General features: G+C 73.0%; 20 protein-coding genes. 14 read left to right on the top strand and 6 right to left on the bottom strand.

Annotated features, from left to right (window positions below; genetic code table 11):
- Nucleotides 1-28: 28 nt before the first annotated feature.
- Both QC385_RS21790 and QC385_RS21785 read right to left on the bottom strand, forming a co-directional pair.
- Nucleotides 29-1,273 carry an SGNH/GDSL hydrolase family protein gene (locus QC385_RS21790; protein WP_279542986.1) on the bottom strand — a complete coding sequence of 415 codons (1,245 nt, stop codon included), beginning with the start codon at nucleotides 1,271-1,273 and terminating at the stop codon, nucleotides 29-31.
- Nucleotides 1,274-1,312: 39 nt separating this feature from the next.
- On the bottom strand, nucleotides 1,313-1,570 hold the full coding sequence (locus tag QC385_RS21785) for a glycoside hydrolase family 95-like protein (protein ID WP_336621317.1): 258 nt from the start codon (nucleotides 1,568-1,570) through the stop codon (nucleotides 1,313-1,315).
- Between the two features lie 118 nt (nucleotides 1,571-1,688).
- Here QC385_RS21785 and QC385_RS21780 point away from each other — a divergent pair, with 118 nt between their 5' ends.
- The 5 genes from QC385_RS21780 to QC385_RS21760 all read left to right on the top strand — a co-directional run bounded on the left by QC385_RS21780 (nucleotide 1,689) and on the right by QC385_RS21760 (nucleotide 8,250).
- Nucleotides 1,689-3,128 carry a CAP domain-containing protein gene (locus QC385_RS21780; protein ID WP_279542985.1) on the top strand — a complete coding sequence of 480 codons (1,440 nt, stop codon included), beginning with the start codon at nucleotides 1,689-1,691 and terminating at the stop codon, nucleotides 3,126-3,128.
- Nucleotides 3,129-3,204: 76 nt separating this feature from the next.
- Nucleotides 3,205-3,882, top strand: coding sequence for an AIM24 family protein (locus tag QC385_RS21775; protein ID WP_279542983.1), 678 nt, complete (start codon nucleotides 3,205-3,207; stop codon nucleotides 3,880-3,882).
- A 184-nt stretch (nucleotides 3,883-4,066) separates the two neighbouring features.
- Nucleotides 4,067-5,137, top strand: coding sequence for a tetratricopeptide repeat protein (locus QC385_RS21770; RefSeq protein ID WP_279542982.1), 1,071 nt, complete (start codon nucleotides 4,067-4,069; stop codon nucleotides 5,135-5,137).
- Complete coding sequence (locus QC385_RS21765) at nucleotides 5,134-6,237, top strand: polyprenyl synthetase family protein (protein WP_443032958.1); 1,104 nt, start codon at nucleotides 5,134-5,136, stop codon at nucleotides 6,235-6,237. The genes QC385_RS21770 and QC385_RS21765 overlap by 4 nt, the downstream gene beginning before the upstream one ends.
- A 351-nt stretch (nucleotides 6,238-6,588) precedes the next feature.
- Complete coding sequence (locus tag QC385_RS21760; protein ID WP_279542981.1) at nucleotides 6,589-8,250, top strand: serine/threonine protein kinase; 1,662 nt, start codon at nucleotides 6,589-6,591, stop codon at nucleotides 8,248-8,250.
- On the opposite strand, the gene QC385_RS21755 is transcribed toward QC385_RS21760, so the two are convergent.
- A complete protein-coding gene (locus QC385_RS21755) occupies nucleotides 8,242-9,675 on the bottom strand; it encodes a serine hydrolase domain-containing protein (RefSeq protein ID WP_279542980.1) in 1,434 nt (477 codons plus the stop codon). The two genes, QC385_RS21760 and QC385_RS21755, sit on opposite strands and share 9 nt — an antisense overlap.
- Nucleotides 9,676-9,748: 73 nt before the next feature.
- Here QC385_RS21755 and QC385_RS21750 point away from each other — a divergent pair, with 73 nt between their 5' ends.
- From QC385_RS21750 to QC385_RS21740, 3 genes are all read left to right on the top strand, one after another.
- A complete protein-coding gene (locus QC385_RS21750) occupies nucleotides 9,749-10,720 on the top strand; it encodes an LLM class F420-dependent oxidoreductase (protein ID WP_279542979.1) in 972 nt (323 codons plus the stop codon).
- Between the two features lie 95 nt (nucleotides 10,721-10,815).
- On the top strand, nucleotides 10,816-11,847 hold the full coding sequence (locus QC385_RS21745; protein WP_279542978.1) for a hypothetical protein: 1,032 nt from the start codon (nucleotides 10,816-10,818) through the stop codon (nucleotides 11,845-11,847).
- 66 nt (nucleotides 11,848-11,913) lie between these two features.
- Complete coding sequence (locus QC385_RS21740) at nucleotides 11,914-12,339, top strand: SsgA family sporulation/cell division regulator (RefSeq protein ID WP_279542977.1); 426 nt, start codon at nucleotides 11,914-11,916, stop codon at nucleotides 12,337-12,339.
- Between the two features lie 89 nt (nucleotides 12,340-12,428).
- Here the strand turns inward: QC385_RS21740 and QC385_RS21735 are convergent, their stop codons facing one another.
- The gene (locus QC385_RS21735) at nucleotides 12,429-12,926 is read right to left on the bottom strand and encodes a DUF6328 family protein (protein WP_401480521.1); all 498 of its coding nucleotides are present in this window, start codon (nucleotides 12,924-12,926) and stop codon (nucleotides 12,429-12,431) included.
- A gap of 147 nt (nucleotides 12,927-13,073) precedes the next feature.
- On the opposite strand from QC385_RS21735, the gene QC385_RS21730 reads away from it, so the two are divergent.
- Nucleotides 13,074-13,421 carry a hypothetical protein gene (locus QC385_RS21730; RefSeq protein WP_279542975.1) on the top strand — a complete coding sequence of 116 codons (348 nt, stop codon included), beginning with the start codon at nucleotides 13,074-13,076 and terminating at the stop codon, nucleotides 13,419-13,421.
- A 60-nt stretch (nucleotides 13,422-13,481) separates the two neighbouring features.
- On the opposite strand, the gene QC385_RS21725 is transcribed toward QC385_RS21730, so the two are convergent.
- A complete protein-coding gene (locus QC385_RS21725) occupies nucleotides 13,482-14,465 on the bottom strand; it encodes an aldo/keto reductase (RefSeq protein WP_279542974.1) in 984 nt (327 codons plus the stop codon).
- A gap of 153 nt (nucleotides 14,466-14,618) precedes the next feature.
- Here QC385_RS21725 and QC385_RS21720 point away from each other — a divergent pair, with 153 nt between their 5' ends.
- Nucleotides 14,619-16,343, top strand: coding sequence for a cholesterol oxidase substrate-binding domain-containing protein (locus QC385_RS21720; RefSeq protein ID WP_279542973.1), 1,725 nt, complete (start codon nucleotides 14,619-14,621; stop codon nucleotides 16,341-16,343).
- 8 nt (nucleotides 16,344-16,351) lie between these two features.
- Here the strand turns inward: QC385_RS21720 and QC385_RS21715 are convergent, their stop codons facing one another.
- On the bottom strand, nucleotides 16,352-17,566 hold the full coding sequence (locus QC385_RS21715; RefSeq protein ID WP_443032956.1) for an FAD-dependent monooxygenase: 1,215 nt from the start codon (nucleotides 17,564-17,566) through the stop codon (nucleotides 16,352-16,354).
- 347 nt (nucleotides 17,567-17,913) lie between these two features.
- Between QC385_RS21715 and melC1 the strand changes: the two genes are divergently transcribed.
- From melC1 to QC385_RS21695, 4 genes are all read left to right on the top strand, one after another.
- Entirely contained in the window at nucleotides 17,914-18,279 is a 366-nt protein-coding gene (melC1, locus tag QC385_RS21710; protein WP_279542970.1) for an apotyrosinase chaperone MelC1, read from the top strand.
- Nucleotides 18,280-18,311: 32 nt separating this feature from the next.
- Entirely contained in the window at nucleotides 18,312-19,133 is an 822-nt protein-coding gene (melC2, locus tag QC385_RS21705; protein ID WP_279542969.1) for a tyrosinase MelC2, read from the top strand.
- A 143-nt stretch (nucleotides 19,134-19,276) separates the two neighbouring features.
- A complete protein-coding gene (locus QC385_RS21700) occupies nucleotides 19,277-20,794 on the top strand; it encodes a hypothetical protein (protein WP_279542967.1) in 1,518 nt (505 codons plus the stop codon).
- Between the two features lie 185 nt (nucleotides 20,795-20,979).
- Nucleotides 20,980-24,711, top strand: coding sequence for an nSTAND1 domain-containing NTPase (locus tag QC385_RS21695; protein WP_279542966.1), 3,732 nt, complete (start codon nucleotides 20,980-20,982; stop codon nucleotides 24,709-24,711).
- Nucleotides 24,712-24,789 lie beyond the last annotated feature (78 nt).

Below are 24,789 nucleotides of genomic sequence, written 5' to 3'. Positions count from 1 at the left end.
GCCGGCGGGGGCGTGTCCCCGACCCGGGCTAGTGAGTCCGGCAGTCGAGGCTCTCCAGGTCGACGGCGTCGGCCATCGCCCGCATCCCCTTGTCGTTGGGGTGCAGGTGGTCGCCGCCGTCGAAGGCGGGGAGGACCCGCTCGCGGTCGTAGGGGCTGCGCAGGACGCGGTCGAAGTCGGTGACCGCGTCGAACTCGCCGCTGCTGCGGATGAAGGTGTTGACCTCCTGGCGCACGGCTTCGCCGGCGGGGTCCCATTCCCGCCAGCCCTTGTAGGGGGCGATCGTGGCGGCGACGACGCACTTCCCGGCCGCGTGCACCCGCTCGGCCAGCGTGCGGTATCCGTCGATGAGTTCGTCGGCCGTGGCGCCGGGCTCGGCCTTGATGTCGTTGACGCCCTGGAAGAGGACCACCGTGCGCAGGCCGGGAAGTGAGAGGACGTCCCGTGACAGGCGGTTCAGGGCGCTCTGTCCGGGGCCGTCGATGAGGACCTTGTTGCCCGCGATGCCCGCGTTGGCCACTCCCTCGACGGACGTCGCGGGGGACGCGCGCAGCCGGCGGGCGAGGTAGTCGGGCCAGCGGCGGTCGAGGTCGGTCGTGGACTGCCAGCCGTCGGTGATCGAGTCGCCGAGGGCGGCCACGGCGCCCGCCGCGGGCCTGGGCCGCACGGTGACGGCGTCGAGGTAGAACCAGGAGCCGGTCCGCTGTGCCCAGTTGGCGCCGCTCTCCTCCGCGGTGTGGTCGCCGGCGGTGGTGTACGACGTCTGCATCGCCATCCAGTGCCCGGTGAGCACTCCTCCCGCCCGGGGGACGTAGAGGCTGACCACGAGTTTGCTCGCGGCGGGGACGTGGCCGGGCAGCGGGTCGCTGTAGACGATGCCGCCGGCGGGGACCGTGACGGAGCGCGCGCCGCCGAAGGTCAGGCGCCGGTTGCTGCCGGGGACGAGTGCGGCTCCGTCGCGCTGGAGCCCCGCGTGGACGTTGCCGAACGTCACCGGCCGGTCCCCGAAGGCGTTGGACAGCCGCACCCTGAGGCCGGTGCCGCCGACGCTGGTGCGCACGACCAGCCGGTAGCCGCGGCCGTCGACCGCCTCGCCGATGCGGTCGGCGGAGGAGGCCCAGGTGACCACGCCGTACCCGGTCCCCGTCGGCGCGCCGGCCGGCGGTTCCGGCTCGTCGCCCTGGGGTGCGCCGCCGGAACCGCAGCCCAGCAACAGGCAGCAGGAGAGAGCGGCCAGGGCGGTGCGGCCGCGGGGGCGGGCGGGGCGTGGCATCGGGGCGCTCCTTCGGCCGGTGTGCACGGGCGGGCGGTGTCAGGGGGCGAGATCCCGCATCGTCGCGGAGCCACCGGGAGCGAGTCGGACACTGCGTGCCGTCCCGGCGTACGACACGGTAGTGGTGCGGCCCCCGACGCTGTGCAGGGTGGCCTCGGTGGGCCTGCCGTGCCGCCGGCGCAGGTCGAGGACGAGGCCGCCGCGCACGCCGACTCCGCGTACCCGGCCCTCGTCCGCCCACGCCTCGGGCAGGGCGGGCAGCAGTTCCACATGACCCGGCCGCGACTGGACGAGCATCTGCCGGGCTTTGCGGTCGTGGAGGGGGCTGACGTGGGAACCCTCGCGCCGTCACGGCCGTTGTCCGGGCATCCGCGTCCCCATGGGGAGGCCGGTACGACGACAGCAGGGGGGTGTGATGAGCGAGTTGGTCCCCGGTGGCAATCTGCCGCTTCCGGGCGGAGCGGTGACCGTCCGGGTGCCCGGCCCGTTCGACGTGTCCGCGCTCGTCACGGACGACGGCGGAAAGGTGCGCGACGACGGCGACTTCGTCTTCTACAACCAGCCGGCAGCGCCGGGAGCGACGCTGCGGGGCGACGCGCTCTCCGTGGACCCGGCGAGGCTGCGTACCGGCGCCACCCGGGTCACCGTCGCCGTCAGCCCCGCCGAGCCCGGAACCCCCCTCGGCCGCCTGCCCTCCCCCACGCTGCACGTCACCGACGCGTCGGGCCGCCCGCTCGCCCGGTTCACCCCGCCGCCTCCCCGCCAGGAGACGGTCCTGCTGCTCGCGGAGCTCTACCGGCGCGGCGACCGCTGGAAGCTGCGCGCCCTGGGCCAGGGGTACGCCGACGGACTGGCGGGACTCGCCAGGGACTTCGGCGTCGATGTCGTGGACGACACGCCCGCGACCGGGCCGGACTCGCAGGCGGCCGGTGGGCCGGGCGTGCGGCCGGGTTCCCCCGGCGGCGACGCGCAGCGAGCGGCCCGCGCCCGCACGCTCGCGCCGACACCGGCCCCGGCCGGGAGCGCAACCGGCGTCGGCCCCTCCCCCGGCCCCTCCGCCTCCGTACCGTCCGCCCTCGACCCGGACGGCTTCACCGCCCTGGTCAACTCCGCGCGAACCGGCGTCGGTTCACCACCGGTCTCGCTCGACCCGCGGCTCGTGTCCGCGGCGCGGGCCCACGCCGCCGCCATGGCCGCGTCCGGGCGCCTGGGTGTCGAGAGCCGGGACGGCGTCTCCGTGTATGAGCGGGTCGTCGGCGCCGGGTACGTCTACCTCACCGTCGGCGAGCACCTGGTGTCCGGCCCGCGCACCACAGCCGAGTTCGTCGCGTACTGTCTGCGCACGGACGGGGCCCGCCGCGTCCTTCATGAACCGGCGTTCACCCACGCCGGAGTGGCCCACGTCCACGACGGCCCCACCGACGACACGTACTGGACCGCGCTCTGGGCCAGGCCCCTCACACCGGACGGGCTGGCGGGCGCGGCGGCGGCCGTCACCGACCTCACCAACCGGGAGCGCGTCCGGGCCGGGCTCCCGCCCCTGGCCGCCGATCCCCTGCTCACCGCCGCCGCCCAGGCGCACAGCGCGGACATGGTGGCCCGCGCCTTCTACTCGCACACCGCGCCCGACGGCAGCAGGCCCTGGGACAGAGCGGCGGCCGCGGGCTCCACCCGGCGTTCCATCGGCGAGAACATAGCGTGCGGCCAGCGCTCCCCCGCCGAAGTGGTCGAGGGCTGGATGAACAGCCCGGGCCACCGGGCCAACATCCTCAAGCCCGGCTTCACGCACCTCGGGGTCGGCTTCGCTGGCGGCGGCCGGGCGGGAACGTACTGGACGCAACTCTTCGGCGGCTGACACCGCACCACCGCGCGCCGTGCCGTCGCTCGCCCCGATCTTGGCGGAGGGGAACTCTCCGGGCGAGGATGCGCGTATGAAGGGTGACCTCTTTTCCAGCAGGCACATGGCGCAGCCGGCCGTCGCACCGGGTATGACGGTCGAGAACGCCAAGTGCCTCCGCTACACGGTGAACGGCGAGATGCTCGCCCGACAGGGCGCGATGATCGCCTACCGCGGCAACCTCCAGTTCGAGCGCAAGGGCCAGGGCGTGGGCGGCATGCTCAAGCGCGCGGTCACCGGGGAGGGGCTTCCGCTGATGGCCGTGCGCGGGCAGGGCGAGGCCTGGTTCGCCCACGAAGCGCAGAACTGCTTCATCGTCGAAGTCGAACCCGGCGACGAGTTCACGGTCAACGGCCGTAATGTCCTGTGCTTCGACGCCACGTTGTCCTACCGCATCGCGACCGTGAAGGGCGCCGGCATCACCGGCGGCGGCCTGTTCAACAGCGTCTTCACGGGGCACGGCGAACTGGGCCTGGTGTGCGAGGGCAATCCGCTGGTCATCCCGGTCTCGCCGCGGTATCCGGTGTACGTCGACACCGACGCGGTCGTCGGCTGGACGGCGGGCCTCCAGACCTCGCTGCACCGCTCCCAGTCCATCGGTTCGATGCTGCGCGGCGGCTCCGGAGAGGCCGTGCAACTGGCGCTCCAGGGCGAGGGATACGTCGTCGTGCGGCCGAGCGAGGCGACACCGCAGAAGGCCGGTCAGCACTGAGGCCGGCCAGCAGGCCCCCATGGTGATCTGCGCCTCACAGGCAACCCCGTCCGTGCGGTCGACGTCTTGATCCACAACAGGTGATGCCCTGGCCCTGATGGGCCAGGGCAGGTTTCCACCTTTCTATACACGCTATGTATACGCACTGTGTATACATGGTGCGCATACGGACCGAAAGGCATCGATGTACGGCAAGGCATTCGCCCCGGAGTACCAGGGCGCGCTCACCACCCTCTCCGTCAACTCCACCCTGACCGACGTCCTGGCCGCCGGGATCGAGCAGTTGAGGGCCGCCGAGCGCGCGGGGAAGCCCGGGGAGGCGGCGCGTTCCGGACTCGCGGTGGCCGAGGCGCACCGCCGGCTGGGCCGCGTCGAGGACGCGGACCGGGCGTGGAAGGCGAGTTACCGGGCCGCCCGCCGGGCCGGGGACGTCGCGGCGATGGCCTGGGCGCTGTGGAGCGGCGGCACGCTGGCCCGGCAGCGCGGGGCGTTCCGGCTGGCTCGCCGGCTGCTCCAGCTCGCGGCCGACCTGGGCGAACGCGGCGGGGACATCGTCGTACGCGGCTACTCGCTGGCGGGTCTGGCCGAGACCGGCCGCATCCAGGGCGACTACGAGGCCGTCGGCCGGCTGCACGAGCAGTTGCTCGCCGAGGCCCGGCGGCGCGGGGAGGCGCGGCACACGGTGTGGGCGCTGGAGGGCATCGCGCAGATGCACCGCAACACCGGGGACTACGACACGGCGTACGCCCTGTTCGAGGAGTCGGCCGAGATCGCCTCGCGCGCCGATGACCGGCGCGGTCACGCCTGGGCGTTGCGCGGCCTGGCCGACGTCGTGTCGGTGCGCGACGGGGACACCGGGCGGGCGCTGGAGCTGCTGAGCGAGGCGGAGACGACGTGCCGCGCGATGCGGCTGTCCAGCGCGCTGGCCTACAACCACAAGATGCGCGGCAACGTCCTGTACCGGGCCGGGCGTTACGCCGAGGCACGTGCCCTGTACGAGCAGGCCCTCGCGGAGTTCCGCGAGATGAGCGAACCGCGCGGGGAGGCGCTGTCGCGGCTGGGCCTCGCCAAGTCCCTGGCCCGGCTGGGCCGCGACCGCGCCGAGACGGCGGCCGAACTGTCCGAGCTCGCCGGCACGCTGGAGCGGATCGGCCTCCAGCACGCCCGCAAGATGGTGGCTCGCGCCTACGACGAACTCGGCATACCGGACGCCGGGCGCGCCGGGGCGAGGCCCACGGCGGAGGTGGCACGGTGACGGCCTCCTCCACAGCGGTGGAGGCGGCACTGCGGGGCGGGGTCGCGCGTGACGGGGAGCAGGAGCACGGGGACGGCCGCCGGGCGGACGGGCCTCACCTTGCCGACCCCCACCGGATCCTGCACCGCTGCCGCACCCTGGTACGCCCCGCCCTCACCGAAGCCGTCAGCCGACTGCACCCCTGGGTCGGTGAGATGGCCGCCTACTCCTTCGGCTGGTGCGAGGTGGGGGGTGCCCCCGCCGGCGCCTCGGGCGGCAAGGGCGTACGGCAGGCGCTCGCGGTGCTCGGTGCCGAGGCGGCCGGTGCGGCCGGGCGGGACGGGGTGGCAGCGGCGGTCGCGGTCGAGCTGGTGCACGCCTTCTCCCTGCTGCACGACGACATCATGGACGGCGACGCGGACCGGCGCCGTCGCCCGGCCGTGTGGAAGGCCTACGGCACGGGCCCCGCGGTCCTCGCGGGTGACGCCCTGTTCGCGCTGGCCGTCGAGACGCTCGCCGCGCAGCCGGGCGGTGCCGCGGCCGTGCGGACGCTGTCCGTCGCGCTGGGCGACCTGGTGCGCGGGCAGGCGGACGACCTGCTGTTCGCCGACCGCCCCTGGACGGGGCCGGAGCGGGTCCGGCCGGACGAGTACCGGGCGATGGCGGAGCACAAGACGGGCTCGCTGCTGGGCTGCGCGGCCGCGCTGGGTGCCGTACTCGGCGGCGCCGCCCCCGAGACGGCCGCCGCGCTCGACCGGATGGGCCGGCACCTCGGGATCGCCTTCCAGATCGTCGACGACGTGCTGGGCATCTGGGGCGATCCGCAGGTCACCGGCAAGCCGGCCCACGGGGATCTGCGGGAGCGGAAGAAGACGTTCCCGGTACTGGCCGCGCTCGAATCGGCCCGCGGCGACCGGCTCGCCGCGCTCCTGGAGGCGGGCGAAGACCCCGGGGCGGCGGCGGAGCTGATCGAGCGGGCGGGCGCCCGTACGGCGGCCATGGCCGAGGCCCGGCGTCACCTCGCCGCCGTCGAGACGGCGCTCGCCGCGGTCCCGCTGGAAGCGAGAGCCCTCGGTGAACTGCGGTCACTGCTCGGCTTCCTGGTACGGCGCGACGTCTGAGCCGACCGCGCCCGGAGAATCCGTCGGTGAATTCGTCGGAGGGGTGCCGAGTTCAGCCGGTGGACACCATCGCATTTACCGTCGGTTACCAGCAGGCCAGCCGGGGATTGTGGAATCCGCGGGCCGCGCGGACGAATTTCCGCACCCGCGCCGACACCCCCGGCGGCCCCGGGCGACCGAGGTGAGCCCGCTCCCGAGCCCGCGAAACACCGCTTTCTCTCGCACACTTGATCCTCTCTCTTGAATAAAAGACAAGAATGAACCCGGAGTTGTGATCCGGTTGAACGCAGCACGGTCCATGCCCCGTACTTCTGGAAAAGGTGAGAGCCAGATTTCCAGCGAGGGATGGCCATGGGCAGGGCGCACGTCTCCACACACCAGTTGGTGGCCGGCCGGTACCGGCTGCTCGAGATCATCCAGCGCGAGACCAACCGCATCTGCTGGTACGCCGAGGACATCGGTGCCGGCGAGGTCTCCCGCCCGTGTCTCGTCACGCAGATCGGGCTCCCGGACGACGCGTACGAGACCGAGCGCCGGACCGCCGGACGGCTGCTGCGCACGTCCGAACGCATGGCATCGCTGTGCCCCGGCCGGATCGCCACGGTCGTCGACGCCATCGAGGAGGCCGGCACCCTGTGGACGGTCACCGAGTGGATCGACGGCACCCCGCTCGGCGAACTCCTCTCGGAGCAGGGCACGTTCAACTACGTGCGGGCCGCCCGTATCGGCCTGGGGGTACTCGACGTGCTGGACGCCGCGCACGCCGAGGGCATCACGCACGGCGAGCTCAGCCCCGGCCAGGTGTTCGTACGCGAGGACCAATCGGTCGTCGTCACCGGCTACGGTCTGGTCGGCGCGACCCTCGCCCCCCGGCTCACGGCACCCGCGTTCGCCTCCCCGGAACAGGCCCGCGACCAGCACATCGGGCCCGCGGCCGATGTATGGGCCCTCGGCGCGATCCTCTACACGATGGTCGAAGGCCGCCCGCCCTTCCGGGACCGGGGCCGGCCGGAGAACACCCTGAAGGCCGTGGACCGGCTGCCGCTGCGCACGCCGGTGCGCGCCGGGCCGCTCACTCAGGTCGTGCAGGGGCTGCTCCGCAAGGACGCGCGGGAACGGCTGACCCGCCCGGTGGTCCGGGAGGCGCTGACCCGCGCGCTCAGCGAGGACCCGGAAGCGGCCATGGGGGCGGTGCCCGCGCCACGGCTGCGCGGCGCGTACGCCGCGATGCGGCCGGGGGGTCCGGCGTGGAGCAGACGGACCATGGTCGCCGGCACCACCCTGGCCGTCGTCACCGTCGCGGTCGCCGTGCTCGCCGCGACCCAGGGGCTGCCCGGCGGCGACTCGGGCAGCGACGTGGCGGAGTCCCCGGCCCGGCCTCCGGCCTCCGCCGCCACGCCGGGCGAGGGCACCGGCGGCGGCAGCCCCGAGCCCTCCGAGCCACCCGGCCGGACCGGCTCCCCCTCCCCCACGCCCTCTCCGTCGTCCCCCGACCCCAAGCCGACCCCCACCCCGACACCCCCGCCGTCAGCCCCGGGGACGGGCCTGCCGCCCGGCTTCCGGACCTACCGCGCGCCGGAGGGCTTCTCCGTCGCGCTCCCCGCGGGCTGGGAGCCGCTGGACACCGATCGCCAGGGCGATCTGCGGTACCGCGTGACCTTCGGCGCCGACGGTGACGACCGCACGCTGGCCGTCACCTACAGCAAACGCGTGGGCCCGGATCCCGTGGCCGTATGGCGGGACGAAGTCGAACCCAACCTGGAGCGGTCCGGCGACTACCGGCGCATCGGCGAGATCCGCGCCACGACGTACCAGGGACGCGAGGCCGCCGACATGGAGTGGACGGCGGACGTCGACGGCACCCGGGTGCACACCTTCGGCCGGGGCTTCCTGCTGGGCGAGGGCCGGAGCTTCTCGCTGCGCTGGACGACCCCGGACGACGACTGGGAGGACAAGGCGAACCAGGAGGCGCTGCGGACTTTCCTGAAGACGTTCCGGCCGGGCTCAGACTGAGCCGCGCGGGGCGCGCAGGGAGGTGAGCCGGCCGCCGCCGAGAGGCTGCGTGCGCCAGCTCGCGCTGAGCGTACGGTCCGCGAGGGAGCACGTCAGCGCCAGGCGGTGCGGGGTCTCCAGGAAGGCCACCTCCACGGCCAGCGTGCCGGAGTCGGTCCAGCCGCCGCTCACCGCGGTCGGGAGCGGCTTCTCCGCCACCGTCCAGCTCTCCGCCGCGATCCGCAGGTCAAGCCGGTTCTCGCCCTCGGTGAGCGCGAGCGTCCAGCCGTCCGCACCCGGTACGAGCCCGGCAGACAGAGCGGGACCGCCCCTCCCGGAGGTCGTGAACTCGGCGGCCGCCCATTCCTCCGCCCGGTCCGGCGGTGCCGCCCTGCCCGGGGCGGGCGGCAGCGCGAGCCCTGCGAGGCGCTCCCGCAGGGCCTCGTCGGCGGCCTCCCGGCCGGGCAGCGGCCCGGGGCCGAAGGCGGGCAGCAGGTGCCGCCAGACGAGGTTCAGGTAGTCCTGCATCCGTTCGGACGCCGCCGTCGTCGCGATCACCGCGTCGTGCTCGGGCAGCACCAGGCAGAACTGGCCGTACGCGCCGTCGCCCCGGTAGCCGTGCCGGGAGATCCAGAACTGGTATCCGTAACCCCGGTCCCAGTCCTGCCGGTCCTCGTCTCCCATGGCTCCGGCGGTCGGTATGTGCGGGCGCGTGGCCCGGGCCACCCATCCTTCGGGCAGCAACCGCTCGCCCTCCCAGACCCCGTCGCGCAGATAGAGCTCGCCGAGCCTGGCGACGGCGTCGGTGGTGGCGTGCAGACCGCTGTAGCCGATCTCGCGGCCGGCGCGGTCCCGCTGCCAGAACACCTCGCCGATGCCCAGCGGATCCAGCAGCCGCGGGCGCAGATACGCGGTGAGCGGCTGCCCGGTCACCCGCTGGACGATCGCCGCGAGGGTGTAGGTGGTCGGCTGGTTGTAGGCGAAGACCGTGCCCGGGTCGCGGTCCGGCGGCAACAGGAGGAACCCGCGCACGGGCTCCTCCTTGTCCAGGCCGTAGACCGCGTCGACGGTCTCCCGCTCGTGGCCGCTCGACATGGACGCCACGTGCCGTACGAGCATGGCCCGGCTGCGCGGGTCGGTGATCTCGGCCTCGAGCTCCGGGAAGTACGAGATCACCGGCGCGTCGAAGTCGAGCAGTCCCTCGGCCTCGGCCAGGGCGGCGGCTGTCCCGGTGAAGCTCTTGCTGAGCGAATACAGCAGGTGGGGACGGTCGGCGGTGTACGGCGCCCACCATCCGGAGGCGACCAGCCGGCCGTGCCGCATGATCATCAGGCTGTGCGGCTCGATCCCGGGGGCCGCTTCGAGGGCGTCGAGGAAGGCGTGGACGCCGGACGCGTCGACGCCCTGGGCGGCGGGGGTGTCCGCGGGCAGAGAGGAGGCACTCATGGAGGCATCCTGCCCCCGGCGGCGGACCTTGATCGAGCAGTTTTCACGGCCGTTGTCAGGGGACCCGGCGGTTATGGTGCAAATCGGATACACGATGATGACCGAGCAGGCCGGCCCCCGAGAGCTCGTCGACCATGTGGTGCGGGCCGAGGAGGCGGGCTTTGACTTCTCGGTGACCTCCGACCACTACTTCCCTTGGCTGCGCTCGCAGGGACACTCGCCCTACGCGTGGGCGGTGCTCGGTGCGGCCGCCCAGGCCACGTCACGTATCCCGCTGATGACGTACGTGACGTGCCCGACGTTCCGCTACCACCCGGCGGTGGTGGCGCAGAAGGCGGCGACGGTCCAGTTGCTGTCCGAGGGCCGGTTCCGGCTGGGGCTCGGCTCCGGCGAGAACCTCAACGAGCACGTGGTGGGCGGCGGCTGGCCGTCCGTCGACGTACGGCACGAGATGTTCGAGGAGGCCGTGGACATCATCCGCGCCCTCTTCAAGGGCGGCCACGTCAACCATCGCGGCACGCACTTCGACGTGGAGTCGGCCAGGCTGTGGGACCTGCCGGACGAGGCGCCGCCCATCGGCATCGCCGTCTCCGGGGAGCGGTCCTGCGAACTCGCGGGCCGGCTGGGTGATCTGGTGATCGCCACGGAGCCCAAGGCGGGGTTGCTGGAGGCGTTCGACCGGCACGGCGGCGAGGGCAAGCCCCGCGTCGGCCAGTTGCCGGTCTGCTACGACCCCGACCGGGACACGGCGATCAAACGGGCGCACTCCCAGTTCCGCTGGTTCGGCAGCGGCTGGAAGGTCAACTCGGAGCTGCCGCATCCGGACTCCTTCGAGGCGGCGACCCAGTTCGTCACCCCCGACGACGTCGCCGACTCCATCCCGTGCGGAGACGACCCGGACGCGTTCGTCGAGGCCGTCCGCCCGTACGCCGAGGCCGGGTTCACCGAGATCGCCCTGGTCCAGATCGGAGGCGAGTCGCAACCGGCGTATCTGGACTGGTCGGAGAAGACCCTGCTCCCGGCCCTGCGCGACGCGTTCGGCTGAGGTCCGCCCCCTTCCGGGCCGGCCCGGGCCATGGGCACGTATAGGCTGCCGACCTGCACATACCCAACCGGCCAGTCTGTTCAGGAGAGTCGTCCGTGACCCTAGCGATCACCCCGCCCGTAAGCTCCCCGGCGCCCGTCTTTGAACCGATCGCGCGGGACGCGCGGGAGTTCGGGGCGTACGCCCGGACCGGAGGGTGGGCCTTCGGGCTGAAGGTGGCGCGCAGCGTGCGGCCCGGCGGGCAGGGCTCGGACGAGACGCCGAAGGTGTCGGCGAAGGAGTTCGCGGAACTCGCCGGGTGCTCCCCCGAGCGGGTCATGCGCTACTACAAGGCGTGGGACCGGGCGGCCGACGACGGTCTGGTCCCGCACTTCGAGGCCCTGACGCCGGGGCAGGAGGTGGAACTCCCGGACGCCGACGTGTGGCTGAGCTACTACGTCTCCCGCTCCGGCGCCACCTCCGAGCGCGGCACCGCCATCGCCGAGGCCGCCGAGGCGGAGGGCATCCGGCCCACGAAGGCGCTGGAGGTCGCGGAGAACCCCACCGCTCTGCGCGCCGCGATCCTCGCCGACCCCGCCACCGCCCGCGCGGCACGCCAGGCCCTGCTGGACCGCGTCCGGGAGGACCCGGACCTCCAGTCCGAGCTGGCCCGCGACGTCGTTCGCACGGACGAGCTGAAGAAGGCTGTCGCCGGCGAGAGCAGGGCGGCCGACCGGATCGGATACGTGCGCCAGATCGCCGAATCGGGGCAGATCAAGACGCCCGCCGGGCAGACCCTGGACGCGCCGGCCGACCTCCGTCAGGAGGCCGAGCGGCACCTGTCGCTCATCGACGAGCTGGACGAGGACGAGGACGCCGGCGAGTGGGCCGCCGAGGCGTACGACACCATGAAGTCGCTCGTCGTCGAGACCGTCGAGACCGACCCGGCGCTGCGGGTGCGGGAGCGGCGCACGAAGTTCTACAGCAGCCTCCAGAAGGCGACCAAGGTGTTCGAGGAGCTGACCTTCGACGACGCCGGGGAGTTCTACGAGGACGACATGGTCCAGCGCCTGGAGGAGCTCCAGCGGGCCGTGGCCGTGTGCATCGAGTCCCTGCGCGGTGCCCGCGGGAATCACCCGGAGGGCTGAGCATCTTGTGCGTGTAGGGGGTACTAGAGGGCTCTACGTCGGTTGGTTCTTCCCGGAGGCCCTCTCGTGAACTCCTTCGTGCACAAGACCCTGGTGGTGCAGCTCCAGGCGGGTGACACGGACCGTTTCTCCGTGCTCGCCCACCTGAGCTACGACGCCGCGGATCCGTTCGCCGTCACCGTGGTCTTCAGCCATGACGGCCGTGTCCTCGCCCGCTGGCAGCTGGACCGCGAGATGCTCGGCGAGGGGCTGCGGCGTCCGGTCGGGGTGGGGGACGTGCGGATGCGTCCCGAGTCACGGGGCGTGTGGCAGGAGCTGCGCATGGAGTTCCTCGGTGACGCCCGCCCCGACGGCGGCCGTCACCACGCGGTGGTGTTCGCGTGGGCCCCGGCGTTCGCGGCGTTCCTGCGCGAGACGCACGAGGTGGTCCCGCCGGGCCGCGAGGAAGTCAGCGTCGACGACTTCCTTGCGAACGTCATCGCCGGGGGCTGACCCGGGAGCGTTTCCCGCTGACGAAGAACCTGCCGTGCTGTCCGCCGCCGCCCACGCAGTGGTGCTGACGGCGGACACACCGCAGTCCGTCACTTCGCCGTGTAGCGGTGCCGGGTCCACAGAGGCAGGACGAACCAGCACAGCAGGTACCAGCCGACCACGCCGGCGACGAGGTAGGGCACGAATCCGTCGTGCGTCGCCACGCGCAGGATCAGCAGCAGCGAGGCGGTCGTCGTGGCGAGCAGCAGCACGAGGCCGAGCAGGGTGAGCCGGGAGGCCAGCCGCACGGCCTGGGGCTTGACGCGCCGCCCGGAGACCAGGCGGTGCAGGGACACCGGTCCGATGAGCGCCCCGGTCGCGCACGCGCCGAGGACGACCGTCACGAGGTAGATCGTCTGGTCCGTGTCGGTCAGGTCGTCGTACTTCTCGGTGAACACCACGGTGAGCAGAAAGCCGAACAGGATCTGCACGCCCATCTGGGCCACGCGGACCTCCTGGATGAGCTCCTGCCACATCCGGTCCGCTCTCTCCTCCTCCGTTTCGTTGCGCCCCCGGCGCCTCGGCGCGCCCTCTGCCGTGTCCGCCACTGTTCCTCCCCGGGTGAGACGTGAGTGCTTCTCTCACGCGTGTTCCCCGTAAGCGGCCGTCGTCCCGCGGCCCGGGGGCGGTTTGACCGATCAGCGGGCGGTTACACGGACGGCGACTGAAGCACAGCCCGAGGAGGTCGTGGACGCATGTCCGGTACGCAGCTCACCGTCACGCTCAGCGGCGGGGGCGCCGACGACGCACGAGCGGTCGTCCGGGCCCTGGAAGGCACGTTCGGGGCGCCGGACGAGCTTCCCGGCGACGAGAACGCGACGGTGCACATGGCGACCTTCGACGGAGGCACGGACGGGAGTCCCGCGAGTGATGCCGGGGCAGGGGCGGAGCGCCTGTCCGCCCCGGTGACCGTCACCGTCCAGGGCGCCCCGGAGGCGGTGCGGCGCGCGAGCGACACGCTCACCCGGGTCTTCACGGCCCGCGACGACGGTGCCGCCTCCGGCGACCAGGAGCAGGAGCGGCAGCTGCTCCTGGTGCCGTGAGCTGCTGGTGCCATGAGCTCTTCGTGCCGTGAGCTCCCGGTGCCGTGGCGGGGGACTCGCCTACCAGCGGGATTCGACCTGGTCCTTGATCCTCCGGTCGTACAGGTCGCGGATCGCCGTCAGCGTCTCGCCGGACAGCTCCGGCAGGCGGGCGGTGGCCGCGTTGGCGCGGGCCTGCTCGGGTGAGCGGGCGCCGGGGATCACGGTCGTGACGCCGGGCTGGTCGATGATCCAGCGCAGGGCCAGCTGGGCCGGGGTGCAGCCCGCGGGGGCGAGCGCCGCGAACTCGGCGGCCGCCTCGACACCGGTGACGTAGTCGACGCCGGAGAAGGTCTCGCCCACGTCGAAGGACTCGCCGTGCCGGTTGTAGGTGCGGTGGTCGTTCTCCGGGAAGACCGTGTCGCGCGTGTACTTGCCCGACAGCAGGCCGGAGGCCAGCGGGACGCGGGCGATGATGCCGACGCCCGCCTCGCGGGCGGCCGGGAGCACCTCGCGCAGGGGCTTCATGCGGAACGGGTTGAGGATGATCTGCACGCTCGCCACGTTCGGCCGGGCGATCGCGGTCAGCGCCTCCGCACAGGTCTCGACGCTGACGCCGTACGCGGCGATCCGCTCCTCCTCGACCAGGGTGTCGAGGGCGTCGAACACCTCGTCCGCGGAGTAGACGGGCGTCGGCGGGCAGTGCAGCTGCACCAGGTCGATACGGTCGACGCCGAGGTTGCGCCGGGAGCGGTCGTTCCAGGCGCGGAAGTTGTCGAGCACGTAGTTCTCGGGGATCTGGTCGACCCGGCGGCCCATCTTGGTGGCGACCATCACGTGCAGGTCCGGCCTGCCGCTGAGGAACGCGGCGATGGTCTGCTCGCTGCGGCCGTCGCCGTACACGTCGGCGGTGTCAAAAAAAGTCACCCCGGCCTCGGCCGCCGCCTCCAGTACCGCGAGGGCTTCCTTGTCGTCGACGTCTCCCCAGTCGGCACCCAGCTGCCACGTGCCGAGACCGACGACGGAAGCGTGCTGACCCGACCTGTCGAATGTGCGCTCGTCCATGGCGTCAGTCTGTCATCCGTCACAGCCGCGCGCGGACCGTCCGGATCCGGGCCGCCGGCCCCGCCAGCTTCACTCACACGAGTGAATAGAGTCGACAGGAACGCGTCACGTGTCAACGGGCCCCTAGCGTGGCTTGACGTGACAACTGGTTCAGTGAGCAACTCTCCGTCGGACGGGGCGCGTCGGTCGCGGCGGAGTTTCTTCCTCACCGCGGCCGCACTGGCCGTGGTGCCGGGGTTGCCGGCGGATCCGGCCGCCGCCGCGGCGGAGTTGCCGGACTTTCCGGCGGACGTCGCGCTGTACCGCTCGGCGTACCGGAACTGGGTCGGCGAGATCACCGCCGACGGGCTGTGGGCCTGTGCGCCGGGAAGCCCCGGCCAGGTGGTCGACGTCGTCAACTGGGCCTGGCGGCACGGCTGGAGGGTGCGCGCCCGCGGCGCCTCGCACGGCTGGTCGCCCCTGACGGTGACGGAGGGGACCCCGTCCGGTGCGCCCGTCCTCCTCGTCGACACCGCGCCCCACCTCACCGGTCTCGCCCTGGACTCGCCGGCCGCCGTGCGCGCCGGCACCGGCGCGACCATGGAGGCCCTGCTCACCTTCCTGGAGGAGCACGGCCTCGGTGTCACGGCGACTCCCGCTCCCGGTGTCCTCACCGTGGGCGGCGCCCTGGCGATCGACGCGCACGGCACCGCCGTTCCCGCGCGGGGCGAACGACGCATTCCGGGGCACACGTACGGCTCGCTGAGCAACCTGATCCTGTCGCTCACGGCGGTGGTGTGGGACTCCCGGTCCGGCGCCTACGCGCTGCGCACGTTCCACCGTGACGAAGTGGACAGCGCCGCGCTGCTGACCCATCTCGGGCGGTCCCTGGTGACCGAGGTGGTGCTGCGGGTGGGCGCGAACACCAACCTGCGGTGCGTGAGCCGTACGGACATCCCGGCCGGCGATCTGTTCGCCGCGCCCGGCTCCGGGAGCGGGCGCACGTTCGCGAGCTTCCTGGAGGAGGCCGGGCGGGTCGAGGCCATCTGGTTCGCCTTCACCGAGCATCCCTGGCTGAAGGTGTGGAGCGTCTCCCCCACGCGGCCGCTGCCCTCACGGCACGTGACACGGCCGTACAACTACCCGTTCTCCGACAACGTCCCGACCCCGGTGGCGGAGCTGGTGGGCCGTATGACGTCTCAGGCGGCGTGGTACCTCGCGCCCGTGCTCGGCACCGCGCAGTACGACGCGGCGGCGCTCGGGCTGGTGGCGACACTGTCCGGGGACATCTGGGGGCCTTCCAAGAACACGCTGCTGTACCTGAAGCCGACCACCCTGCGGGTCCACGCGAACGGCTACGCGGTGCTCACCTCCAGGGACCGGGTGCAGAAAGTCGTCTCCGAGTTCGCCGCGTTCTACCGGGAGCGGCTGACGGCGTACGCGGCCAGGGGCAGCTTCCCGGTCAACGGCTCGGTGGAGATCCGGGTGACCGGCCTCGACGACCCGGGCGACTCCGGGGTGGCCGGGGCCCGTCCGCCGCTGCTGTCCGCTCTCCGGCCGCGCGCGGACCACCCCGAGTGGGACACGGCCGTGTGGCTGGACATCCTGACGCTGCCGGGCACGCCGGACGCGGAGGCGTTCCTGCGCGAGGTCGAGCGGTTCCTGCTGCGCACGTACGACGGAGGGTCCGCCCTGACCCGGGTGGAGTGGTCCAAGGGGTGGGCGTACACGGACGACGGGGTGTGGAGCGACGAGGAGGTGCTGGGCTCGGTGGTGCCGGCCGCGGTCGGGCCGGCCGAGTGGGCCGAGGCGGACGCGGTGCTGGACCGGCTGGACCCGCACCGCGTCTACGGCAACGCCTTCCTGGACCGGCTGTTCGGGCAGGGCGCCGAGAAGTGAGGCGCGCCTCAACCCGGCGCCTGTTCGCGGGCGGCCAGCGTCCGCGCGTGCACGGTCCGGGCTACCCTCGGGCCCAGCCAGCGCTTGAACCGGCGCAGCGGTTCCAGTTGCCCGGCCGCCCGGTCGAGCCGGTAGTACAGCTGCGGCGGGACGTGCGGCAGCAGGGGTGAGTGCCGCTGGCCGAGCAGGGCGAACATCCGCTCCGGGGGCAGTCGCACATAGCGCGGGAGGTTCTCGTACCACTTGGCGCTGTAGCGGGCCGCGCTCTGCACGGGCAGGAGCGCCGCCTTGCGTTCCCGTTCGTAGCGGGCGAGGGCCTGCGGGAGCGCGGAGTGCTCGCGCAGCGCTGCGGCCAGGGCGATCGCATCCTCCAGGGCGAGGGTGGTGCCGGGGCCGACGGAGTAGTGCGAGGTGCGGGCGGCGTCGCCGAGCAGGACGAGGTTGTCGCGGTACCAAGTGCGGTTCGTGAGGGTGCGGAAGGTCTGCCAGGGAGTGCCGCCGGTGCGGCCGAGCAGGGGGTGGCCGTCCAGAACGCCGGCGAAGAGCTCTTCCAGCAGCGCCCTCCCGTCGTCCTCGCCCGCCCGGTCCAGTCCGAGTCCGGTCCAGGTCTCGGGCGCGCACTCGATGACACAGGTGCTGCGGTCGGGGCCGTATCCGTAGCCGTAGCACCAGATCCAGCCGTGATCGGTCTCGACGAAGGCGAAGGTAAAGGCGTCGAAGACCTTTGTGGTGCCGAGCCAGACGTACGGGTTGCGTCCGGCCGTGACCTCCGTGCCGAAGTGTGCGGCGTGGTGGGTGCGCAGGGCGCTGCGGACACCGTCGGCCGCCACGACGAGGTCGGCGTCGGGCAGGTCGTCGGCGGTGATCTCACGCTCGTGCTCCAGGCGCACGCCGAGTTCGCGGGCCCGGGCGGTGAGGATCTCCAGCAGCCGGTGGCGGCCGATGCCGTGCCCCTGGTCGCCGCTGTGTCTGGCCGTCAGGTCCCGGACGTGGGCGACGCCGTCACGCCAGCGGACGGACTCGTGGTCGAGGGCGCGCGCCGACTCTGGATCCTGCTCGTGGAGTCGGTCGTACAGGCCGCGCCAGTACGTGACACCCCAGCCGTAGGTCGAGCCCTCCGGGTCGCGTTCGTGGACGGTGACGTCGTGGGACGGGTTCTGCCGCTTCAGCAGGACCGAGAGATACAGACCGGCGGGCCCGCCGCCGACACAGGCGACCTTCACGCACACCCCTGAGGATTACCGAGAGCTGTCAATTGTGGACGCAGAGTAGCAGGACAAAAGCATCATCGGCCGGACGGCCGAATCGCGTCACCTTCTCGGCGTGACGCGCACCACGGGCAGCGGGCCACACGGGGAGAAACATCCGTCACAGCACGCCCCACGGGCGGAACTTCCCCTTCCGCACCCGCCGGGACACCCTCGGGCGGCAAGAACATCTTGGTTCAACCTTGCACGACATAAGGGGACTTGCCCGATTCACAGCCAACCGGCTCGCACGGATTTCTCCCGGTACCGGGCGGGCCGATAGGCATGTGAGGTCATCAGCCGAACGAACTCAGGAGATCCGCATGCCGGAACTCAGCCGTCGCCGTGCGCTCACCGCCGCGGCCGTCGTCGCCACGACCGCGGGGACATGGTCGGCAAGTGCCCCGGCCACGGCCGCCGGGCATCACGACTCCAAGGGGACCTTCGACGAGGTCTACAAGGGCCGCCGAATACAGGGCCGCCCGGCCGCCGGAGCCGGTCACCACCACCACGGCGCGGGATACGCGGTGTTCGTCGACGGTGTGGAACTGCACGTGATGCGCAACGCCGACGGCACGTGGATCAGCGTCGTCAGCCACTACGACCCGGTGCCCACCCCGCGCGCCGCCGCCCGCGCGGCCGTGGACGAGCTCCAGGGCGCGCCACTGCTGCCCTTCCCCGCCAACTGACCCTTCCCGCAAGGCACCTGGAGCACCCGCACATGACCGTCCGCAAGAACCAGTCCGCCCTGACCGCCGACGAGAAGCGGCGCTTCGTCGCCGCGCTCCTGGAGTTGAAGCGCAGCGGCCGCTACGACGAATTCGTCACGACGCACAACGCGTTCATCGTCTCCGACACCGACGACGGGGAGCGGACGGGGCATCGCTCACCGTCCTTCCTGCCCTGGCACCGGAGATTCCTCCTGGAGTTCGAGCGGGCGTTGCAGTCGGTGGACGCGTCGGTGGCGCTGCCGTACTGGGACTGGAGCGTCGACCGTTCGCCGCGCGCCTCGCTGTGGGCACCCGATTTCCTCGGGGGCACCGGGCGCGAGCGGGACGGCCGGGTGACGGACGGGCCGTTCTCCGCTACTTCAGGGAACTGGTCGATCAACGTGCGGGTCGACGGCCGTACGTTCCTGCGGCGGTCTCTCGGTGGCGGGGGGCGTCAGCTGCCGACGCCGGCCGAGGTCGAGTCGGTGCTGTCGATACCCACGTACGACATGGCGCCCTGGAACAGCGCCTCGGACGGTTTCCGCAATCACCTCGAAGGGTGGCGGGGCGTCAACCTGCACAACCGCGTCCATGTGTGGGTCGGCGGGCAGATGGCCACCGGGGCGTCCCCCAACGACCCGGTGTTCTGGCTGCACCACGCGTTCATCGACAAGCTGTGGGCCGAGTGGCAGCGACGGCACCCGGGCTCCGGCTACCTGCCGGCCGCGGGCACGCCGAACGTGATCGACCTGCGCGAGACGATGAGGCCCTGGCACGACACGAGCCCGGCGGATCTGCTGGACCACACGGCGCACTACACGTTCGACGCCTGACGCCCAGGGGGTTGCGGGCTGTCAGTGCCGGCGCGGCGGTGACAGCCCCTTCGCTCTCCTCGTTCCCAGGAGCGCCTCAGGCAGCGACTCATGGGCAGCGAAAATGCCGGACTCGTCGTGCACCCTCCAGGCAGGATGCCGCTGTGCATCCCATCCTGTGCGGCCTCGCCGCCAATCCAGCCCTGCCGCCCGAGCTGGTCGACCGCCTCATATCCATGGCGGACGACGACATCGCCACACACCTCGCCTATCGCGCGGACCTCAGCCGCGCACAGGCGGTCGCGTTGGCCGGGCGCGTCGAGGCGAGCGCGGTGCATCTCGCGTACGAGGGCCGGCTGACCGCCGCCGACATCGATCCCTCTCTCCGGCCGGATGCCGCCCTCGCCCTGCTCGGCCAAGGCGCCGGCCTGCCTGAGTGGGCGCGTCTCCTCGCGGCGGACCCGGTCCTTGAACGCCGCGAGAAGCTGGCGGCCTGCCCCGGCCTCCCGTCCGACGCGGTGGACACGCTCGCGGTGGACCCGGACGTACGTGTCGTCGCCGCGCTCGCGTCGGGGACCACCTCGGACGTGGCCGCCAGGCTCGCGGCCCATCCGCACGCCGAGGTCCGGCGCGCGGTGGCGGGCAACGAGGCGACACCCCCGGCCGTACTGGCGGCGTTGGTGACCGGGGAGGGGCTGCCCGCGGCACGACGCTGCCCGGTCTGCGACCACCACGAGCCCCCCTTCGTTCACGATCCGCAGTGTCCGCGGCCCGACTGCGATCTGCCACCGGGCGCCTCCTGTGACGGCACCCACGAGTCCGCCGTCCACGACACGCGGGAAGCGGCACTCCGCAACCCCGCCACCCCTGTCGAGGCCGTCGTCGGCTTCGTCGACCATCCGTCGACGCTGCTGCGCTGGGCGCTCGCCACCCGCGAGGACCTGCCACGACCGGCGTGCGCACAGCTCGCCTCGGACCCCACTGCGGGCATCCGCGCCGACCTTGCCGAGAATCCCGCGCTCGACGATGCCCTGATCCGTGCGCTGGCCGGCGACCGCGCCCCCGACGTGCGCCGCAGCCTCGCACACCACCCACGCGTACCGCTCGACGTACTCATCCACCTGGCCCGAACTGCCAAGATCGGCTCCAGCCTGCTGCCCCGTATCGCCGCCTCGTCTCCCGCCGAGGTCGAAGAGCTGGCCATGTCACCGGAGCCGGCTGTCCGCATGCTCGTGGCCCAACGGCGCGATCTGCCGCCCGAGATCCGAAACCGGCTGGCCGACGACCCCGACGCGAAGGTGGTCAAGGCCCTCGCTCCGCACCCTGGCCTCACCGAAGCGCAGTTGCGCGCCATGGTCGACCGACACGGCGTCCGTGTCCTGGCCAAGGCAGCGACCAACCCGGACGCGTCCCCGGCGCTGCTGGAGGACCTGGTCCGGCACAAACCGGCCGTGCAGAAGATGTTCCGCGAGGTTGCCCGGCATCGCAGCGCCACGGCCTCTGCCCTGCTCGTCTGCCTGACGGACGACGAGGCCAGACCCATAGCCGCCGGCCACCCGGCAGTGCCGCCGCCGGTCCTCGTCGAACTGCTCGCCGACCCGGACTGGCAGGTGGTGGCATCAGCAGCGGCCAATCCGTCCCTGCCTCCTGCCGTCATGTGGGACCTGCTGCGCCGGCAGTGAACGCCCCGCGTCTTTCAGCGCTGCGGCTCCGGCGGCACCGCCTACCTCAGCCCCGGGGTGTCGTACGACGCCGTCGAGCTGGTGCCCTGAGGGGCCCCCGAGTGGTGGACCGGAATTGCCTGCGGACGGGTGAAAACGTAGGTTGAGCTCCGTTTTCTTGTTCGAGGGTCGAAAGGTGCCACCAGGTGGGTCGACGCGAGAAACCGGTGGATCCCAGCGCCGGTCCGGTGCAGCGCCTCGCGCACGACCTGCGCCTGCTGAGGGAGAAGGCCGGGAAGCCGCCGTACCGGGAGATGGCCGAACGGGCGGGGTACTCCACGACCGCGTTGTCGCAGGCGGCAGCCGGTGATCAGCTGCCGACTCTGACCGTGGTGCGCGCGTACGTGGAGGCGCTCGGCGGCGACCCGGACGAGTGGGAGGCCCGCTGGCGGGAGGCGGACGCCGAGCTGCGTGCTCCCGCGGCCGACGAGCGGGCTCCGTACCGTGGGCTGGCCCGCTTCGAACCTGCTGACAGCGATCTGTTCTTCGGCCGGGAGGCACTGGCCCGCGAACTCCTGCACCTGGCCCGCGCACACCGGTTCGCGGCGGTGTTCGGGCCGTCCGGCAGCGGCAAGTCCTCGTTGCTGCGGGCCGGCCTCGTCCCGCTGCTGCGGGAGGGCACGGGTGCCGACCGACCGGCGGTGGTCCGGGTGCTCACTCCCGGCGAGCGCCCCGCCCACGCACACGGGCAGGCGCTCATTCCTCAGGACGGTGAGCTGGACACCTGGGTGATCATCGACCAGTTCGAGGAGGTGTTCACCCTCTGTCACGACCGCGAGGAACGGGGCCGGTTCCTGGACCTGCTGCTCGGCGCACGCGAGCCGGAGAGCCGCCTGCGGGTGGTGGTCGCGGTGCGCGGCGACTTCTACGGTCACTGTGCCGAGCACCGGGAGCTGGCGGAGGCGGTCCGTCACGCGAACCTGCTGGTCGGGCCGATGAGCGGGGACGAGCTGCGGGAAGTCGTCACCGGCCCGGCCACCGCGGCGGGGCTCAACGTGGAGCGGGTCCTGACCGCCCGGATCATCGAGGAGGTCGGCGACCGGCCGGGCGCGCTGCCGATGCTCTCGCACGCTCTGCTGGAGACCTGGCGCCGTCGCCGGGGCCGCACGCTGACGCTGGCCGCCTACGAGGAGGCGGGCGGCGTGCGCGGGGCGATCGCCGCCACCGCAGAGCAGGTCTACGGCGATCTGGACGAGGGCCAGGCCCGTACGGCCCGGCGCATCCTGCTGCGACTGATCGCCCCGGGCGACCGTGCGGCCGACACGCGCCGCCCGGCGTCCCGGTCCGAGCTGGGACCGGGCGCGCTCGACGTCCTGGAACGACTGGCCGCCGCCCGCCTGGTCACCCTGGACGGCGACACCGTCGAACTCGCCCACGAGGCCCTGATCACCGGGTGGCCGCGCCTGGCCGGCTGGATCGAGGAGAGCCGGGACCGCCTGCGCGTCCAGCGGGTCCTCGGCGAGGCCGCCCGGGCCTGGGAGGAGCTGGAGCGTGACCCCGGCGCGCTGTTCCGGGGGGCACGGCTGGAGCGCGCCGAGGAGCTGTTCGGCGGGCAGCGGGAGAAGGACGACACCGACGACCTCACCCGGTCGGAGCGGGCGTTCCTGACCGCCTCGGCCGCGGCCCGTGACGCCGAACGGGACGCGGTCACGCGGACCGCTCGCCGCACGCGCGCGCTCACCGTCGGTCTCTCCGTCTTCCTCGTGCTCGCGCTGACCGCGGGACTCGTCGCCTGGCAGCGCGACCGGGTGGGCGAGGAGGAGGCCGCCAAGGCCGCCGCCCGCCGCCTGGCCACCGTCGCCGAGAGCCTGCGCGCCACCGACCCCCGTACCGCGTCCCTGCTCGGCGCCGCCGCGTGGCGGATCGCCCCGCTCACCGAGACCCGCTCGGGCCTGCTGGGCGCGCTCGCCCAGCCGGAACGGGACGCCTTCACCGACCCGCAGACCGGCCAGAACGTCCGGCGCTTCCTCACGGACCAGGGCCGCACCCTGCTCAGGGCCGACGGCGGTCGCGTCACCGCTTGGAACGTGGCCGAACACCGCCGTACCGCCGCCTACCACCTGCCGAGCGACGCGGAGGCGACCGGCGTCGGCCCGGACGGTCGGTCCCTCGTCCTGACCGGGTCGGACAGTGACACGCTGTGGAACCTCCCCGAGGGGAGGTCCGTCGCCGATCTGGGCAACGCCGCGCTCGGGGCGACCGCACCCGACACAGGCGCCTACCTCACCCAGCCGTTCGACGGGTCCGGCCAGGCGCAGGTCCGCCGGACGGAGAACGGCGAGGTCCTCTTCACCACCGGGGTCTCTCGCAGTATCACCACGGCGGCCCTCGCCGGCGGCGGACGTCTGGTCGCCCTCTGCCCTGCCGAGAGCCCGCCCCAGGTGTGGGACACCGTGCGCGGCAGGCAGGTACCCGGCGCCTGGCAGAAGGCGGACGAAACCGTGTGCGGCACCGGCTCGGGAGCCGACGGCGGGGACCGGCTGCTGCGCCTCAGCACGGACGGCAGGCGGCTGGCCTCGGTCCACGGGACGGCGGCCACCGTCTGGGACGTCGGCAGCGGGCGTGTCGTCGCCGACTTCGCCAGCGGCGGCACCACCGGGTTCGCCCAGGCGGACCTCTCGCCCGACGGGGAGTTCCTCGCCACCACCGACGACCAGGAGATCGCCGTATGGCAGCTGGCGTCAGGGGGCGGGCAGGTCTTCCACCGGCCGCTGGCCGGGGCGGAGGTCACAGGGCTGACGTGGACCCCGGACCACGGCCGCCGCGTCCTGCGCTACCTCGACCGCGCCACCGTCCACACCTTCGACCTCACCGACCGCCTCGCCGCACACTGGCAGAGCACCTCGGCCGACGCCACCCTCCTCGGCCCGGACGGAACCACCCTCGCCACCGCCACCCGGTCCGGGCACGGCTACCGCTTCGAGCTGCGCTCCACCAGCACCGGCGCCGTCCTCGCCCGGAGCACGCTCGGCCCCCTGCCGAGCGACACCGGCGACGAAACCCCGCAGCTGTCCTTCAGCCCGGACGGCCGCACGCTCGCCGTCGCCGACACCACCTCCTCGGGCGGCTCCCTGCGGCTGCGCGTCACCGTGTGGGACGTACGGACCCACACGGTCCGTACGAGCTTCACCACCTCCGGAGCGGCCGACCGCCCCGTGTCCGCGCTCGCCCTGGGCTCCGACGGGCACACACTGCTGGCCGTGCGCTCCGCGGGTGACGGCGAGGCGGCGGAGGTCTGGGACACCCGGACCCACCGTGTCTCCCGAACCCTGCGCGGCCTCTTCGGGCAGGGTGTGGCCGTGCGGCCGGACGGACGGCTGCTCGTCGGCTCCGCCGACCAGTACGCCGACGTCCCCTCCGGCAAGGTCACCGGGTGGGCGCTCGCCGACGGCCGGGAGGTCACCGCGCTCGCCTTCAGCCCCGACGGCACCCGGCTCGCCGTCGGCGACACCACCGGGCACGTGACCCTCTGGGACGGCGACCTGCGGCACACCACGGGTGTCCTGACCGGCACCGCCGACACGGCCCCGAGCAGCCGGACCGAGGCCGTGGGCGCTCTGGCCTTCTCCTCCGACGGCGGCACTCTCGCCGTGGGGGGAGCCGGCGGGACCCTCCGGCTGTGGGACGCCGCCGGGCAGCGACTGCTCGGCGGCGATCTGCCCACGTCCGGGGACGAGGTCCGCTCGCTCGCCTTCGGAGGGAACGATGGCACGCTCTACGCCACCGGCCCGAACGTGCTGCTGCAACGCCGCCCCATCGCCCCGGACGCGGCCGTCCGCGCCATCTGCGAACGCGCCGGGGGTGGACTCACCCGGGCGCAGTGGCGGCGGTACGTCCCCGACGCGCCGTACCGGCAGGTCTGCCCAGGAGCGCGCTGAATGCACGCAGAAAGGGACAGAGTGCCGCAGGACCCGGCCCTGAAATTGTTCACGGTGACCCCGGGGCTCGCTGAAAAA

The sequence above is a fragment of the Streptomyces sp. DH10 genome, from assembly GCF_029813805.1.
Taxonomy (GTDB): Bacteria; Actinomycetota; Actinomycetes; order Streptomycetales; family Streptomycetaceae; genus Streptomyces; species Streptomyces coeruleofuscus.
Note: the sequence above shows the minus strand (reverse complement) of the source record. Positions and strands in the feature narration are given on the sequence as shown.

Excerpts from the sequence above, each read along its gene's own strand:
- QC385_RS21790 (WP_279542986.1), bottom strand. The coding sequence starts at position 1,273 with ATGCCACGCCCCGCCCGCCCCCGCGGCCGCACCGCCCTGGCCGCTCTC.
- QC385_RS21785 (WP_336621317.1), bottom strand. The coding sequence starts at position 1,570 with ATGCTCGTCCAGTCGCGGCCGGGTCATGTGGAACTGCTGCCCGCCCTG.
- QC385_RS21780 (WP_279542985.1), top strand. The coding sequence starts at position 1,689 with ATGAGCGAGTTGGTCCCCGGTGGCAATCTGCCGCTTCCGGGCGGAGCG.
- QC385_RS21775 (WP_279542983.1), top strand. The coding sequence starts at position 3,205 with ATGAAGGGTGACCTCTTTTCCAGCAGGCACATGGCGCAGCCGGCCGTC.
- QC385_RS21770 (WP_279542982.1), top strand. The coding sequence starts at position 4,067 with ATGTACGGCAAGGCATTCGCCCCGGAGTACCAGGGCGCGCTCACCACC.
- QC385_RS21760 (WP_279542981.1), top strand. The coding sequence starts at position 6,589 with ATGGGCAGGGCGCACGTCTCCACACACCAGTTGGTGGCCGGCCGGTAC.
- QC385_RS21755 (WP_279542980.1), bottom strand. The coding sequence starts at position 9,675 with ATGAGTGCCTCCTCTCTGCCCGCGGACACCCCCGCCGCCCAGGGCGTC.
- QC385_RS21750 (WP_279542979.1), top strand. The coding sequence starts at position 9,749 with ATGGTGCAAATCGGATACACGATGATGACCGAGCAGGCCGGCCCCCGA.
- QC385_RS21730 (WP_279542975.1), top strand. The coding sequence starts at position 13,074 with ATGTCCGGTACGCAGCTCACCGTCACGCTCAGCGGCGGGGGCGCCGAC.
- QC385_RS21725 (WP_279542974.1), bottom strand. The coding sequence starts at position 14,465 with ATGGACGAGCGCACATTCGACAGGTCGGGTCAGCACGCTTCCGTCGTC.
- melC1 (WP_279542970.1), top strand. The coding sequence starts at position 17,914 with ATGCCGGAACTCAGCCGTCGCCGTGCGCTCACCGCCGCGGCCGTCGTC.
- melC2 (WP_279542969.1), top strand. The coding sequence starts at position 18,312 with ATGACCGTCCGCAAGAACCAGTCCGCCCTGACCGCCGACGAGAAGCGG.